A 15,413-nucleotide genomic window follows, 5' to 3' on the forward strand; every position below is an offset into this window, starting at 1 on the left:
TTGGAATTGTTTAGCTTATAAATTTTTTCCTCCTATATCTAAATATTTTAATCCAGGTTCTTTATTAAATTTTCTACTCATTTTTAGAATAGGCGAAGTTTTTAGAAGCATTAAATATTTTTTATTATAATATTTGGCTTCAGTAAAATTAAGCTTTATAAAAGATTTTATGTATTCAATTTTTTTACTCCGAATTTCCTGTTTTAACTTCTCATCTATTTTTTCATTTATATTACCGTAACGCACTTTTATAATTTTTTCGAAATTTTCAAAATACTTATCACTTCCTCTTTTTATTTTCATCTTATCCCTGTTTTCTCTATCATGATGAAAAAAAACGTCGGTTACCACCCCCACTTTAAAATTGAAGAAATGAACTCTTTGACAAAAATTTTCATCCTCCCCATAATGGTAAAACATAGGATCAAATCCTCCAACCGTTTCTAAACATTGCTTAGATATTAACCAAGCAGCTGCATTTATAAACGGAACTTCATAAATTTCTTTACGGTTATTATTTAAAATATAATCAGCATAAAACCTAGGGTTGGAATCATAAGAAACATAATATTTAGAAAAATTTTCATCCAATAGAGTCCCCGCTCCATTTAAATGTATGGGACTTAAAATTCCAAAATTTGGATTATTTTCATGAACTCTTATTAATCTTTTTAAAGTAATTGGTTGCAGATAGGCATCTTGGTTTAATAAAAAAACATAATCAGCTCCTTGTTTCAAAGCCCAAGAAATACCAATATTATTAGCTTTTCCAAAACCTAAGTTTTTTTTTTGTTCTAATAAAATAATCTCTGGGTGGGTTTCCTTGATATATTCTTGGGTGCCATCAGTTGAGTTATTATCTACTATTATAACGGAATATGGCCTTGTACTTTCTAGGCACTCTGACAGCCATTGCATTCCATTATAACTTACAATCACAATCCAAATTCCACTCATTATAGTATCTTTGTCAACAGTTGGTCCGTAAAAAACTATTTTAAAACCTTAATTTCTTTAGAAATTTAATGGGTGATAAGAGCGTTTGTCCAATTTTGTATGGATTGGAGTTATAAACCCTGTCTAGTTTTTCTTGGCAATTAAGATTATTCCTTAAAATTAAAGTGCCATCATATACAGAATTGTTCTGTTTTTTAAACAAACTGTTTGAAGCAATAGCGATCATAAATTGAGGAGGTGAACAAATTTTTGAAGAACTAGCGTAGTCTCCTGTATAAAATTCTATTGTATTTCGATTAATCTCATCCAGAACAATTGAGTTTCCATTTAAGTAACTTTGTGTCAAAATTTGATAATTAAAAAAATATTTCTTTATAAGATCTATAAATTCAGTTTTATATAATTCCTTTACATGAAATTCATTTTTATAATTTCTTACATCAGAATAAAAATATTTATCAGGTGTTGAAATTATGGATATTCCATTTGGACGTAGAACCCTTTTAATTTCTTGTAACATTTTCTCATGTTCAGCGTGATGTTCAATTGTTTCATAACTGATGACCACGTCAACGGATTTGTCTTCTAAAGGTATATTTCTTGTATCACCAACAACGAATTGAATATTATTTCTTCTATATTTAATTTTGGCTTTTTCGATCGCTTTATTGTCAATATCGACCCCATATACAAAGGAGGCTCCGTAACTCATTAAGTTACTGCCATATCCCTCACCGGACGCAATATCTAAAACAACTTTTCCTTTTACGAAATTAGCAGCTATTGAATACCGATGGAGGTGTTTTATAGCATTTGCATCATATATAAAAGTTTCTAATCTTTCCCCTGTAAAAGTTTTCTTCATCCTAATCTACTTTAAATCTGCTAATAGGATATTATCATAAGGAATTTATTTAATTTTTTTTAAATAACCGTCAACGTTGAATGTAGCATTAATACCAAACATATCGCACCATTTTCTATCAACAATATATTCTTGGTGGTTGGGCACAAATTCACGAATGGCTCTTAAGGGGCCACCATTATATTTATTTTCAAAACCCAACTCATTAACAATCCCATCTTCTACAATAAAGTATGAACCAACCGTCACCAGCCCGTGAAATTTATTTAATATACCTATGGTATCTTCGTACAAATGAGATGCATCTTCAATTATCATTATTTTATCAAACCCACTCGCCAAATTTAGATCGTACCCTGCCCAACCATTCGTGAAAAATTTGATCCGATTATGCGCTTTAACAGTAGGCTCAACTTCATCTACAATATCAATTGTATGAACTACCCCATGGCCGATACTCTCAAGCAAATCAGCTAAATAATAAGCCCCTCCACCTTTTCTAGTTCCAATTTCGATAATAAGATCAGGTTTTATCTCTGATATAATCATTTGATAAATTAAATAATCAAATGGGCATCTTATGGCCTTAACACCTCTATAGGAAACTTGATGATGGCCATTATTAATAGATTTTACTGTAATATCTATATAACCATTTTTCTTCTTTTTATTTATTCGAATCATTTTAAATAATTTTCTTGGGAATTCCAATTCAATTTAGGCCTAATTATACCTGGCAAATTGCCCACATAATCTCCTCTGGTTGGACTTGAAACCAAATCCTCAAGCATATTGAAAGCAATTGCTTCCTTATCGTGAAAATGTACCACAAAAGGATCATGAGTTAACAAAGCCACTCCTACAACTATAATACCCTCAGAGAATAAATTTTCGTAAATCCAAACCGTAGTTGTATAAATTCCTTTTTCCTTTTCTACATGATATAATTCGGTATTGCTTTCATGAGCATCAAATATGTTAATTCCATTGCCATTAAAGAAATTAAATGCCCCATGAATTTTTTTACCCGAATTTAATACCTCATAATTAATGGTAATACCTACTTTTTCAGTTAGTTTAAAATTTTCACATAATTCATAATTTTCATTATGAGCTTTAATATCCAATAATCTGACTAATAAATAATCTCTATATCTAAAACTATACTTTTTATAAGGAGATAAACCGAATTCCATACTTAAATATTTATCGATAATTTTAGAAACATCACCTTCTCCTATAATACTTCCGTTTTTCAGAAGAATCGCTTTGTTACATAATCTCAATATTGAGTTCATATTATGGCTTACAAAAAGAACCGTCCTACCTTCTCCGCTTGCCAAGTCCTGCATCTTACCTATTGCTTTTTTTTGAAATTCAGCATCGCCCACCGCCAACACTTCATCTACAACCAAAATCTCCGGTTCCAGATGGGCAGCCACTGCAAAACCTAACCGTACAGTCATTCCGCTACTATAACGTTTTACCGGGGTATCTATATATTTTTCACAGCCCGAGAAGGCTATAATCTCATCCAATTTCAATTTTATTTCGGCTTTGGTCATTCCAAGAACTGCCCCGTTCATAAAAATATTTTCCCTGCCGGTCAATTCCCCATGAAAGCCTGTGCCTACCTCTAACAAAGATGCAATACGTCCCCGGGTTTTTATACTGCCTGTTGTTGGGGCAGTAACACGTGATAAAATTTTAAGAAGTGTTGATTTTCCTGCCCCATTTTTTCCAATAATTCCCAAAACTTCACCCTGCTTAACCTCAAAATTTATATCCTTCAGCGCCCAGATATAATCTTCGGTAGCTTTGCTGTTTCGGTCATTGATCCCTCCAACTTTTAAAAAAGGATTTTCTTTGCCACGTACATTATACCACCAACGCTTTAAATCATCACGTAAAGTTCCGGTACCTACAGTTCCCAGCCTGTATTGTTTAGATATATTTTCAGCTTTTAATATTACGCTCATTTTCAAACTCTTCATTTATAATCAAAAATGCACATTAAACACAGTTTTTAAGATTATGGTTGCTTAATTATACCGTATCTATAAAGTTCTTTTCAGTGCGGTTGAATATAATCAATCCAATTAGAAAAAGGAAAACTGAGACAGCTAAAATATAGAAGAACCCTATCCAGGTAAAAGTTCCCGTGTTGAGAACCATATAACGAAAACCTTCAATAACTTGGGTAAGTGGATTCCATTTTACCACCCACGCCAATTCAGGCATTTTTTCCGTAACTTCACTCAGAGGATATGGAACTGCAGAAATATACAAAAGTAATGAAGTTGCGAATCCAACAACCACTGTAAGGTCACGATATTTTGTGGTAAAGGCGGAAATGATCATACCCAATCCTAATCCCAGAAATGCCATAACTAAAACATACAGAGGAAATAATAGAATATTTGAATTAGGACTTATCTCAAATCCCTTCAAAAGGAAATATATATAAAAGACAATTAATATTATTAATTGAATACCAAATTTGAAAAGATTGGATATTATTGTTTTTAATGGCATAATTACCCGAGGAAAATAAACTTTCCCGAAAATTCCGGCATTCGCGGTAAAAGTATTGGAAGTTCCTGTAAGACAATGATTAAAATAATTCCAAGCTGTGATGCCTGTAAGATTAAAAAGAAAAGCAGGGACATTACCTGTAGGAATATTAGCTATATTATTAAAAACTAAGGTAAATATTACAGATGTAAATAAAGGTTGAATCAAAAACCACAGCGGTCCCAGAATAGTTTGCTTATAAATTGTGGTTAGATCTCTTTTAACAAACAGAATCAAAAGATCACGATACCGCCATATTTCCCTAAAATTAAGGTCAATAAGTTTTCGCTTGGGAGTAATTTCGTAAAGCCAGGAATCGTTCTCTTCGCTCACGGATGAAGGTATAATTAGTAATTCAGGTTAAAAATACAAAGTTAGGGGAATTAGAAGGAGTTTTGGTGAGAAAGATTTTCATTTATGATTGACGCTTCAAAGTTAAATGTCCAAGATTCCATGGTTTGAGGTTGGTAATGCTTGATATTGCCTCTTTCCTTTAATAAACCTATCGTTAGTTAATCATTTTTTAATCCTCACTTCCGGAAACATTTCTTCTAACCTTTTAAAAAATGCAGAAAGATTACTGTTCTGCCCTTCACAGATTTTTTGCAGAGTTTCTACCGGTATTCGATATTCTACATTTCCTTTTATTTTCCTAATTATACTTTCTTCTACATTACACTTATCAGCAAATGAACGTTGAGACTGGTTTTGATCAAGCCAAGGCTGTAACCATTCCCTATTTATGTATTCACAAATGAAAAAATTTATCGCAGCCATAGGACAAAAGAAAAGGAACTCTGAAAAAATATTGCGTACGTTCGTGCGCATTTAAAAAATTTTATTATATTTGAACTGTTATTATATATTTGCGATACTTCTTTAAGTAAAATATTAGAAGCATTCGCTTTGAATCTCGACTTTAAAACTGGTAATTTTTAGGAAACGAGATGATAAGCAAGGATGCTCACGACCCGGGCGTGGGCTCTCTTATCGTTTCCAAGGTATACCAGTACCCAAAGTCGGTAAGTTGAGTACCCACGCCTTCTTGTTCCCCACACATTTAGGCACCCCCCGGTACCAACTTTTCTTCAAGGCAATCTTCTTTTTTATTCATTAAGCTTCGCATTTATTTTTAAAATATTTGCCGGGTAGCTATGCAGTTTTGGCTGTTTATGGTTCTACTCGGGATATGAAAACATCAGGCTTGAATTAGCCCCTGGTGTACCATTATCTCCTGCCCTATAAGGTTGTAATGGTGGGTGGGAGGTGGGACGGCCCCAAACTCCGCCTGCGGCGGAGACAAGGAGCGCGTAAAAAGTACAAACCTTTTAATACCATTTTGCCTATGAGGAAAAAAGCATAAGGAACATTTCAAGAAACCAAAAAAATTAAAAAAGGCCTCCCAATCAACTTTTGCGGGGAGATGGGAGGCCTAATTAAACAAAACGTAAGTTTTATCTAACCATTACAAAAATATGAAAAAATTATACGGCCGGTTCATGGTAATCGCGCTAATTTCAGTCATGCTCTTTTTTTACATGCTTTCTTTAGAAGCAAGAGCAGCAAATAATTCCTATTATAATTTCCCAATGTTACCACAACAGGAAGTGAGAGGAGTTGTAAGCGATCAAAACGGGATTCCCTTGCCCGGAGTAACAGTTCTTGTAAAAGGAAAGAACAGGGGTACAACAACAAACATAGATGGAGAATACTCCCTTACTATTGAGCCCGGAGATATTCTTATTTTCTCATTTTTAGGTTATAAAACCCTGGAGGAACATGTAAACGGCCGCAGGGAAATTGTAATTCAATTGGAGGAAGATATTTCTACCCTGGGCGAAGTACAAATAAACGCGGGTTATTACAACACCACAAGACAGGAAAGCACAGGTAACATCTCCAGAGTCACCGCAGAGGAAATAGAACTGCAGCCGGTTGTGAGCCCCTTGCAGGCTTTGCAGGGTCGTGTCGCAGGGTTAGAGGTGATAGACCAAAGTGGTGTGCCCGGAGCTGCACCTACGATTCGCATACGGGGACAAAATAGCCTACGTAATTCACCAAATAATAATGGGAACCTTCCCTTATATATAATTGATGGGGTACCTATGAATTCCAACCCGGTAATTTCGATTAATCAATCCATTGCATCAACCGGAACTGATCCTTTAATTGGGATAAATATTTCCAATATTGAAAGTATCGAAATTCTAAAAGATGCCGATGCTACTGCGATCTATGGCTCTCGGGGAGCAAACGGTGTTATTTTAATTACTACTAAGGGGGGAGGTTTTAAAAATAGAGAAGATAATTTTGAGGCGAGAGTTTATAGTGGAATTAGCAGGGTCGCACATTTCGTTGATCTTCTGGAAACTCCAAAATACCTCGCTTTAAGAAAGCAGGCCTTCGAGAATGACGGGGTGATGCCTACAGCTAATAATGCCAGAGATTTACTGCTGTGGGACCAGGAGCGTAATACCAACTGGCAGGAGGTTTTTTTCGGTAAATCTGCTCCTACCTTAAATGCAAATCTAAATTATTCGGGTGGTGGAGAGAACACATCTTATAGTGTAGGGGCTTCTTATTTTAAACAAGGCAGTGTATTTCCCGGGGATTATTCTTTCGAGAAAAAAACTGTTAACCTAAATCTCAACCATCAATCTGTTAATCAAAAATTTCTCATAAATCTCTCTTTAAATTACGGAATAAATAATAACGACCTTTTTAGCAGTAACAATTTTGTAAGCTTAGCGCTGAGGCTGTCCCCTAACGCCCCCGAAATCTATAATAATGAGGGTACACTTAATTGGGAAAATTCTACCTGGAACAACCCTTTCGCAGTATTAGAAAGTAACGGGAAATTAAATTCTAATAATCTGGTAACCAATGTTGGTTTGCAATATAGATTAACGAAAGACCTTTCATTAAAAGCAAATTTGGGTTATACCCATTTGGATAGTGAAGAAAATATTTTATTACCAATTCAACTTTACAACCCTGCTATTTGGAATTTCGTGGTTAATCGTTCTCAACATTCCTTGGTGCACAGAAAATCCTGGATCGCTGAACCCCAATTGAATTACACCACAAGTATCAATGAAAATAATATCGATGCATTAGTGGGAGCAACTTTCCAACAGGATGATAACTCTCAATTACGTTTGGTAGGTACCGGATATTCAGACCGCCATCTTATAGGAAACCTTGGGGCTGCTAATGCAGTAAGTGTTAGCGAGGACCGGGGTATCCTGTATAAGTATAATGCTATTTTTGCAAGACTGGGATATAATTGGAATAGGACGTATTTTTTCAATTTAACCGGAAGAAGAGATGGTTCTTCCCGTTTTGGCCCAAATAACAGATATGCCAATTTTGGAGCGGTAGGAACTGCCTGGATATTTTCAAATAACCAATTTATCAGTAAGAATATTTCATTTTTAAGTTTTGGTAAACTTCGCGGTAGTTATGGTATTACCGGAAATGATCAAATTGGAGATTACCGTTATTTGGATGTTTATGAAGCCACACCCGGCCCCGGGGGTCTCTACCCAACCCAACTTACCAATCCTTCCTTTTCCTGGGAAAATAATAAAAAACTTGAAGCTGCAATAGAATTAGGCTTTTTACAGGACCGAATAAATTTAAACCTGAGCTGGTATAGAAACCGGTCTTCCAATCAACTGGTAGGTTATAGCCTGCCGGCGATTACCGGCTTTAATACTGTAGAAGCAAACCTTCCAGCCACCGTTCAAAATACAGGATTAGAAATTGAATTCTCCAGTCTTAATATAAAAAATAATAATTTTCAATGGCGCAGCTCCCTCAACCTTAGCATCCCTTCTAATAAACTAATTGAATTTGAAAATATTGAGCGGAGTTCTTATGCGAACAGGTATAAAATAGGAGAGCCACTGAATATGGTTTTCCTGTATGAGTTTGCAGGGATAAATCCGGAAACCGGTTTGTTTAGTGTAAGAGATGTGAATTTGGATGGCAGCATAGATTTTAATGACCAAATTATTTCTCAAAATCTCGGGAGGCAGTATTTTGGAGGACTCAACAATCAAATTAACTACCAAAATTTTTCATTAGGATTCCTCTTTGAATTTGTGAAGCAGCAGGGACCCAAAGTTTATAATAATGTACCTGGATTTTTGGGGAATATTTTTGAGAAAGATAGTGATGTTTGGAATCCAAGTAACACCCAAGCTCAAGTTCAAAGACCATCCCAATCTATAAATTCGCTTATTTCTTTTCTTAACGCCAATGCAAGCACGTATGGCATTACAGATGCTTCCTATGTGAGATTAAAAACCCTTTCCTTAGGGTATAACTTGCCCGGTGAAACTTTAAGAAACCTTGGACTAAACCAAATCCAACTTTTTTTACACGCCCAAAATCTTTTGACTTTTACAAACTACCAGGGGCTGGATCCTCAAAATCCCGGAGAAAATTCATTACCTGTACTACAAAGTATAACAGGAGGTTTACAAATTAATTTTTAAAACTAATCATGATGACAATTAAAATACAATTCTTAAGATATTTTCTATTGGGAGTAAGCCTTATGTTGCTTTCTTGCGAGGACTTTGTGGAGGTTGAAACTCCTAACTATAAATTGGATAGAGAGGTAGTTTTTAATAATGACCAAACTGCTCAAAGTGCCTTAAAAGGTATTTTCAATCAACTCTTTAATGCTGCCTTTATAAATGGAGGTGCCCAGTCAATTACCTTTACAGCAGGACTTTCAGGTGATAATTTTTCAGTTACTACACCAACTTCAGATATTTTGGAATTTCAACATAACCAAATAATTCCTTCAAATAATTATAACCTTAGCCTTTGGGCCAGTGCTTATAATATGATTTATATGGTAAACGCGATGTTGACTGGCATAGCAGGCAAACCTTCACTGTCTCAGGATTTAAAAGACAAAATGGATGGCAGTGCCAAATTTATAAGGGGTTTCACTTATTTTAATTTGGTAAACCTTTATGGTGAAGTTCCCCTATTACTGGGAATTGATTACCAGGAAAACTCTTTAGCCTCAAGGACTTCTACCCCGGTCATTTACGATCAAATCATTGAAGATCTTGAAAGCGCTGCATCTTTGCTGGATGACTCCTACTCCAATGATCGCACACAGCCTACGCGATATGCTGCTCTAGCTCTTCTTGCCAGGGTTCATTTGTTTCAGGGAAACTGGCAGGCAGCTGAGAATTATAGTTCACAGGTCATTGCAGCTTCAGCCAATTATGAATTATTAAATGACCCGAATGAGGTATTTCTGGCTAATAGCCGTGAGGCAATATGGCAAATTTCACCCATAGGATGGGGAAATAATTTTTCCCACACCCGCGAGGGAAATTTATTTATTAAAAATGCCACTGCAAATACACCGGTAGTACTGGCCGAAAATTTTTTAAACCTATTTGAAAATTCTCAGGATAAACGCAGGCAGGAATGGGTAAATACTTTTACGGCGGCAGGGGATACCCTTCATTTTCCCTATAAATATAAAATACAATATGATGCATCTGGTGGAACAATTACCGAATACTCTATGGTATTGAGACTTGCCGAACAATATCTTATTCGGGCTGAAGCGAGAGCCCGATTAGGGAAGTTACCGGAAGCTATTCAGGATGTAAATTTAATAAAATCCAGGGCCGGAATTCCTCTTATTGAAGATTTACATACTACACTTTCAGAAGATGAATTACTAACTATAATAGTTCTTGAACGGCGCAAGGAACTTTTTGCAGAATGGGGTCATCGTTGGTTTGATTTAAACCGATTGGGAATAGCTGAAATCTTAGCTGCCAAGGAGAATTCAAATTGGACTCCCACTTCCGGTTTATTCCCAATCCCCGCCAGTGAAAGAATGAAAAATCCTAATCTCACTCAAAATCCCGGATACTAAATTTACTTAAACCTATGAAAATAATTATTTATTTATACTTATTACTAGGGGTGTCAAATGGCATCTTGGCACAGAATAATGATAAGGCTCCAGACACTGGTAATTCCAATTTTTCTATTTTAACTGGTAAGCTGGATAACGGGTTAAGTTATATCATAAAACCTCTAGAGGGAGATACCGGGAAAATAGAAGCGAACCTGGTAGTGCATGCAGGGGCCAACCAGGAGGATACGGACCAGTATTATTTCGCTCATCTTTTGGAGCATTTAGCAGCGGGTTACACAGAAAATTTTCCTTCATTGAGATCTAATGTAGAATTATTCTCACAGTTTAAAATTTCTCCTCAAGATTATACTGCTTCCGTAGGAGAAGTTTTGACAGGATATAAAATACAATACCATCAGGAATTTCCCCAAACCCTGGATACAATATTTTCCATGTTTTATGATATAGTTTCAGGGAAAGTGCTGTTTGATGAAAATATTGTTCACACCGAAAAAAAAGCACTTTACCAGGAATATCTTTATTCGGAAACCGGTAAATCTTATCCTGAATATAAAGGTCAAAACCTACTATCCGGCTGTAGGGATTTTATTCCCTCACCAGGTAATTTTGAGTCTGTTCTTATGAAATCATCATTGGAATCTTTAAAACAATTTTACCTGGACTGGTATCGACCAGACCTAATGACGATATATGTAGTTGGAAATATTAAAGATGTAGCGCTTATTCAAAATAAAATTAAAGAGAAGTTTGGCGATATCAAGAATTCTACAATGGTTAGGGAGAAAAAAAATTGTGGGCAGACTTACTTAAACAGGCCAAAACAATTTATTGTTCAGGAAAAAAGCATTGAACTTCCTGAAAATTTGCCTGCCCATACAACATTTCAATTTTATTATCGAAATAAGTCAAGTGCATTTCCCCAATTTTCTCAAGATGAAAATAAAGTACTTTGGGATATCCTTACCAAAATGATCTCCAATAGGTTAAAAAGTCAACAGCCAGATTACAACCAAGAATATACTATCCATTTTAATGAAAGTATTGAGTTGCCGGCTCGTTTACTTAATATCAAAACCTTTGATAACAATCCATTAATTATTGCAAAGGTTTTTGAAATAATTGCCGGTATTTCAGCATATGGTTTTACTCAAGATGAATTAAATAAAGTGGTGCAGGAAAGCTCAAAAACCATACAGGCCCGGGATTATACGTCAGTTCCATATTGGTCCAAAACTATATACAATTCCCTAACCTATAATGAGCCCGTACCACTTTCAAAAGACTCTATTGAAATCGAGTTTTTAAATCAACTTAAAATTAATCATATTAATGACTTGATAAGAAAACATATGGATTGGATGCCAGATGATATCGCTTTGATTTTTACAAATGATTTTAAGAAAAACATATTCACTGAAAAAAATATAAAAAAGTGGATTAAAAAAGGTTTATCTCAACCTGCAAAATATCAATCAAAAGTTATCCCTGAACAATTTCTTTCTTCCAACGAAATTTCAGAACTCCGATTGGTTCCAATAATCAAACATAAATCAGGAATTATAAATCAAGATATAATTGAACTTGAAAATGGGGTAAAAATAATATTAAAGGAGAATAACCCTTCAACAGATAGAATTACAGGTAAATTAATGGTACATGGGTTTAGCCCAATAGGAGCTTCATGTTTTGGAGAAATGAATTTCAATGCTCTTTTTGCCCCAGCTATTATTCAAAATTCAGGAGTTGGAAAATATGACAAATTTACTATTGATAAGATTTTAGCAAATACAAGTTTGCCCTTTGGGATGAATAATTATATTGAGCAATGGGAAACTGGCGTAAAGGCAGAAATATTACCTCAAGATCTGGAAATTTTAATGCAACTAATTTATTTGTCATTTTCTACTCCCAGGTTTGACTTAAATGCTTTTGAAGACTGGAAAATACAGGAACAAAAAAAATCAATTAGGAACAGCAGCCCGAATAACGATTTTGTGGATTTCATTAATAAAAAGGCAGGATTTGTAAAACTTCCCCAGGGAGTTGAAAGACTTAAGGAAATCCGGAATGTAGATTATAAAAAAGCCTTTAAAAAATATAAACTTCTACATGCAAATGCAGCGAACTTTACTTTTATAATTACAGGAAATTTTAATAAAAATGAAATCCTCCCTATTCTCCAAAGGTACCTTGGGAACTTACCTAAGGATGAAAATAATATTTGTATTGACCAAAGAAAAGATGAAGCCTTCCCCTTAACAGATGCCCACTTTATTCTTCCAAAGAGCGTGGATAATAATTTCCTGTCAATACAATTTGTGAGCCCTTTACCTATTAATTCAAATTATAAAGATGAGATAGAAATAGAGTTTCTTAAACAGGCTCTTGTATTAAAACTTCGTGATTTACGGAATACGAAGAATTTAGGAGTCTACTTTGCGTCTGCATTCGGTTTTATTGATTATCATAAAAGAACAAAGACTATTCAAATTTACCTGCAAAGCGATAGAGAAGATTTCAACCAAGTTCTTGAAGCTTGTAATATTCTGTTTGAAGAACTGAAAACCAGTAAAGTATCTCCTAATAGCTTTAGCACAATTAAAGAATCAGGTTATTTTCCTAAATGGCAGAATGAAAGCAGCAGTACTCATAGAAGTATCTCACATACCTTGTATGATTTTTATAGATTTGAGGTGCCAATAATTGAAAGTAACCAGGCAAAAGAATTTATAAATAGTTTTACAGCCGAAGATTTGCTAAAAGTTGCAAATAATTATTTCAACGAGGAATTTCGGGTCACATATATTGGTAGTCCCGAATTTAATTAAGGTTTCCTTTAGATACAAAATATAAAAGCCCCGTAAATATGAATTTTACGGGGCTTAATTTTCAAACCATTTTATTCATTTAGAATATAGGGAGTGGTCGAACCGTTCTTTTTAAGCACCTGTAAATCGGAACTTATATATACCTGATGAATTGTATTTGGATCATCACTAAAGATAACCTTACAATTAAATTGCGATGGTATAACACAAGGATCATTCTGCAGTTGATAAGGCATTCCATTCCTTTCAACCCATCCATTAGACTGCACATCAGCTTTTGTGGTAAAAGCCATTCCAATAGCCATTACAAATGCTATCACGGGCATTAAAATTTTGAAATTTTTCATGATTAATAAATTTAAATGGTTAAACAATATGCCTATCTCCCTTTGGAGGTTTAGGCGGCCTTCTGTAGTATTGCGCAATACTATTTTATAAAAACTTTTTTAGAATTAAGATATACTCCAATGCTTCCTAAAAGGATAAAACAACAATTGAATATTAAATGCTGCTGCCATGTAATATCATTTATTATTCCGCCACAGGAACATGGTATGTTATCACTAAAGAACAATATCCCGGATATATAAACAGAGAACAAAAAGAGTAAACCAAGAGCTAAATAAATACCGGCCAATCTAAAATCTTTACTTAACAAAAGCCCCGCTATTATCAATTCAATAATTGGGATGATCCAGGATACCAAGACCGCTGTAGTATTATTAAAAACCGGACTATTAAGCAGGTCATTATAAAATTTTGGAGAATTTATTATTTGACTAAAGGCAGCATATAGAAACAAAATGATAAATGCATATCGAATAATTTCTGTTATGTAGCCTCTCCACCTCATCACTTAAGATTGATATTTTCTTTGAGATAAAGTTCTGCATTTTTAGCGCCCGTCACTGGCGCGGGAAGTTATAAGTTTGGTCTCTAAAGTTTTTTGTTCAGGATTCTCTTACACGGGTAGGAGTTACCCCATATTCCTTTTTAAAGGATCTTGAGAAATGGGAGAATTCTATAAAGCCACATTCCTCTGCTATTTCATTAATTGGCAAACCCGTGTCCCTTAACAACATATAGGCCTTTTCCAGGCGCTTGCGCTTGTGATAGTTATAAATAGTGTCGCCATAGTTCTTCTTGAAGATGGCTTTGATCTTGGTTTCACTGCCACCTACAGCTTTGGCAATTACTGAGATGTTTTTTAATCTCCTGTCCAGCCGGGTCATCACATATTTATCCAATTCATTTACCAGCTTGCGCTGGTCCCTAAGAAGCAGGCTGCGATTTTCACTGGGATAATCTCCTCTCTTTTTAGGATCCTTAAGATCACTTTTTAGTTTTTCATTGTAATGTACAGCCTTAAAAACAGAGAGTGTATAGCAATTTTTATCAGCAGATACCAGGTGATGTAAATATCCCTTCCCAGTCCAGTAATATCCATTGTTGTGCCTGAATTCTACATTGAAAGAATAGTCTCCATTAATGGCCCGTTGTAAGAGCCGGTCAAGATCCTCGGGCAACCGGGTGTCTTCACCTACAAACAACTTCACATGCTTATATAACAGTTCCTTTTTGGTGTACTTAAGCACTACCCCCACATTATCTGAATACGAACATATATGCATGTTACGGTCAAGGTTGAAGGTTAGATTCTCAATAACCTCCTTGCTTTTTGAATGATCGATCTTGTGAACGGCAGTATCAACTTCTTCTACCATCGTATTCAACCTTATAACTATTTGTTCCAGTTCATCCTTCTGGTTCCTTAAGGGCAAGGTATAGGTGTAGTTCCCAAAAGTAATTTCACTAATGAATTCCAGGATTTCCTGCAGGCGTCGTTTTGAAAAAGCGGTTTTCATATTTTATGATTTAAATATTACCGGAAGTTGTGAAGAAAGTCCAGGGCATCTGTTTCAGTAGTAAACTCCCTGGTTGGGACTGTGGGATTACTTATTTTTATAAAAGCCTGACTTAAGGTGCCGGAATATTCCTTCTCAATAAGAAGTGCTACTGCGAGGGCATTAATACATCCCTGTTCTGCAAGGTATTCCCGTGCCGCTTTATTGGCTGTCTTTAATAGCCTTATATCACATAAAATTGGATAGGACACCCCGTTCTGGAAACGAAGCCTGTCTCTAACTACTGCCCTTGCAGCTTCTACATCAATGAGCGAATTTGGTTTATATACAAAATGTAAAATACCTTCCTCTACCCAAAAATGAGCATAATCCTCCCCTCTAATCATAAGAAACCAATT

Annotated in this window: 12 protein-coding genes; 3 read left to right on the plus strand and 9 right to left on the minus strand. The window is 35.2% G+C overall.

Annotation, left to right across the window (positions count from 1 at the left end; translation table 11 throughout):
- Window positions 1-15: 15 nt before the first annotated feature.
- The 5 genes from FK178_RS08545 to FK178_RS08565 all read right to left on the minus strand — a co-directional run bounded on the left by FK178_RS08545 (window position 16) and on the right by FK178_RS08565 (window position 4,729).
- The gene (locus tag FK178_RS08545) at window positions 16-957 is read right to left on the minus strand and encodes a glycosyltransferase family 2 protein (RefSeq protein ID WP_146833554.1); all 942 of its coding nucleotides are present in this window, start codon (window positions 955-957) and stop codon (window positions 16-18) included.
- Between the two features lie 40 nt (window positions 958-997).
- The gene (locus FK178_RS08550; RefSeq protein WP_146833557.1) at window positions 998-1,822 is read right to left on the minus strand and encodes a class I SAM-dependent methyltransferase; all 825 of its coding nucleotides are present in this window, start codon (window positions 1,820-1,822) and stop codon (window positions 998-1,000) included.
- 45 nt (window positions 1,823-1,867) lie between these two features.
- Complete coding sequence (locus tag FK178_RS08555; protein ID WP_146833561.1) at window positions 1,868-2,506, minus strand: CmcI family methyltransferase; 639 nt, start codon at window positions 2,504-2,506, stop codon at window positions 1,868-1,870.
- A complete protein-coding gene (locus tag FK178_RS08560) occupies window positions 2,503-3,801 on the minus strand; it encodes an ABC transporter ATP-binding protein (RefSeq protein ID WP_146833563.1) in 1,299 nt (432 codons plus the stop codon). The genes FK178_RS08555 and FK178_RS08560 overlap by 4 nt, the downstream gene beginning before the upstream one ends.
- A gap of 67 nt (window positions 3,802-3,868) precedes the next feature.
- The gene (locus tag FK178_RS08565; RefSeq protein ID WP_146833566.1) at window positions 3,869-4,729 is read right to left on the minus strand and encodes an ABC transporter permease; all 861 of its coding nucleotides are present in this window, start codon (window positions 4,727-4,729) and stop codon (window positions 3,869-3,871) included.
- A gap of 1,142 nt (window positions 4,730-5,871) precedes the next feature.
- On the opposite strand from FK178_RS08565, the gene FK178_RS08575 reads away from it, so the two are divergent.
- From FK178_RS08575 to FK178_RS08585, 3 genes are read left to right on the plus strand one after another with little or no spacing between them, the layout of a single operon-like run.
- The gene (locus FK178_RS08575) at window positions 5,872-8,898 is read left to right on the plus strand and encodes a SusC/RagA family TonB-linked outer membrane protein (protein ID WP_146833570.1); all 3,027 of its coding nucleotides are present in this window, start codon (window positions 5,872-5,874) and stop codon (window positions 8,896-8,898) included.
- Window positions 8,899-8,906: 8 nt separating this feature from the next.
- Window positions 8,907-10,316, plus strand: coding sequence for a RagB/SusD family nutrient uptake outer membrane protein (locus FK178_RS08580; RefSeq protein WP_240793801.1), 1,410 nt, complete (start codon window positions 8,907-8,909; stop codon window positions 10,314-10,316).
- 14 nt (window positions 10,317-10,330) lie between these two features.
- The gene (locus FK178_RS08585) at window positions 10,331-13,150 is read left to right on the plus strand and encodes a M16 family metallopeptidase (protein WP_146833571.1); all 2,820 of its coding nucleotides are present in this window, start codon (window positions 10,331-10,333) and stop codon (window positions 13,148-13,150) included.
- A gap of 71 nt (window positions 13,151-13,221) precedes the next feature.
- Here the strand turns inward: FK178_RS08585 and FK178_RS08590 are convergent, their stop codons facing one another.
- From FK178_RS08590 to FK178_RS08605, 4 genes are all read right to left on the minus strand, one after another.
- Window positions 13,222-13,497, minus strand: coding sequence for a DUF6520 family protein (locus tag FK178_RS08590; protein ID WP_146833572.1), 276 nt, complete (start codon window positions 13,495-13,497; stop codon window positions 13,222-13,224).
- Window positions 13,498-13,577: 80 nt separating this feature from the next.
- Window positions 13,578-14,003 (minus strand): MauE/DoxX family redox-associated membrane protein, encoded by a 426-nt coding sequence (locus FK178_RS15925; protein ID WP_146833573.1) that lies wholly within the window; start codon window positions 14,001-14,003, stop codon window positions 13,578-13,580.
- A 97-nt stretch (window positions 14,004-14,100) separates the two neighbouring features.
- Window positions 14,101-15,015, minus strand: a complete 915-nt coding sequence (locus FK178_RS08600) for an AraC family transcriptional regulator (protein WP_146833574.1) — start codon at window positions 15,013-15,015, stop codon at window positions 14,101-14,103.
- A gap of 17 nt (window positions 15,016-15,032) precedes the next feature.
- Complete coding sequence (locus tag FK178_RS08605; RefSeq protein WP_146833575.1) at window positions 15,033-15,401, minus strand: DUF7793 family protein; 369 nt, start codon at window positions 15,399-15,401, stop codon at window positions 15,033-15,035.
- Window positions 15,402-15,413: the final 12 nt, after the last annotated feature.

This window comes from Antarcticibacterium arcticum, from assembly GCF_007993795.1.
Lineage (GTDB): Bacteria > Bacteroidota > Bacteroidia > Flavobacteriales > Flavobacteriaceae > Gillisia > Gillisia arctica.

Bases quoted from the DNA above. Each gene is read 5' to 3' on its own strand.
- FK178_RS08545 (WP_146833554.1), bottom strand. From the start codon at position 957: ATGAGTGGAATTTGGATTGTGATTGTAAGTTATAATGGAATGCAATGG.
- FK178_RS08550 (WP_146833557.1), bottom strand. From the start codon at position 1,822: ATGAAGAAAACTTTTACAGGGGAAAGATTAGAAACTTTTATATATGAT.
- FK178_RS08555 (WP_146833561.1), bottom strand. From the start codon at position 2,506: ATGATTCGAATAAATAAAAAGAAGAAAAATGGTTATATAGATATTACA.
- FK178_RS08560 (WP_146833563.1), bottom strand. From the start codon at position 3,801: ATGAGCGTAATATTAAAAGCTGAAAATATATCTAAACAATACAGGCTG.
- FK178_RS08575 (WP_146833570.1), top strand. From the start codon at position 5,872: ATGAAAAAATTATACGGCCGGTTCATGGTAATCGCGCTAATTTCAGTC.
- FK178_RS08580 (WP_240793801.1), top strand. From the start codon at position 8,907: ATGATGACAATTAAAATACAATTCTTAAGATATTTTCTATTGGGAGTA.
- FK178_RS08585 (WP_146833571.1), top strand. From the start codon at position 10,331: ATGAAAATAATTATTTATTTATACTTATTACTAGGGGTGTCAAATGGC.
- FK178_RS08590 (WP_146833572.1), bottom strand. From the start codon at position 13,497: ATGAAAAATTTCAAAATTTTAATGCCCGTGATAGCATTTGTAATGGCT.
- FK178_RS15925 (WP_146833573.1), bottom strand. From the start codon at position 14,003: ATGAGGTGGAGAGGCTACATAACAGAAATTATTCGATATGCATTTATC.
- FK178_RS08600 (WP_146833574.1), bottom strand. From the start codon at position 15,015: ATGAAAACCGCTTTTTCAAAACGACGCCTGCAGGAAATCCTGGAATTC.
- FK178_RS08605 (WP_146833575.1), bottom strand. From the start codon at position 15,401: ATGATTAGAGGGGAGGATTATGCTCATTTTTGGGTAGAGGAAGGTATT.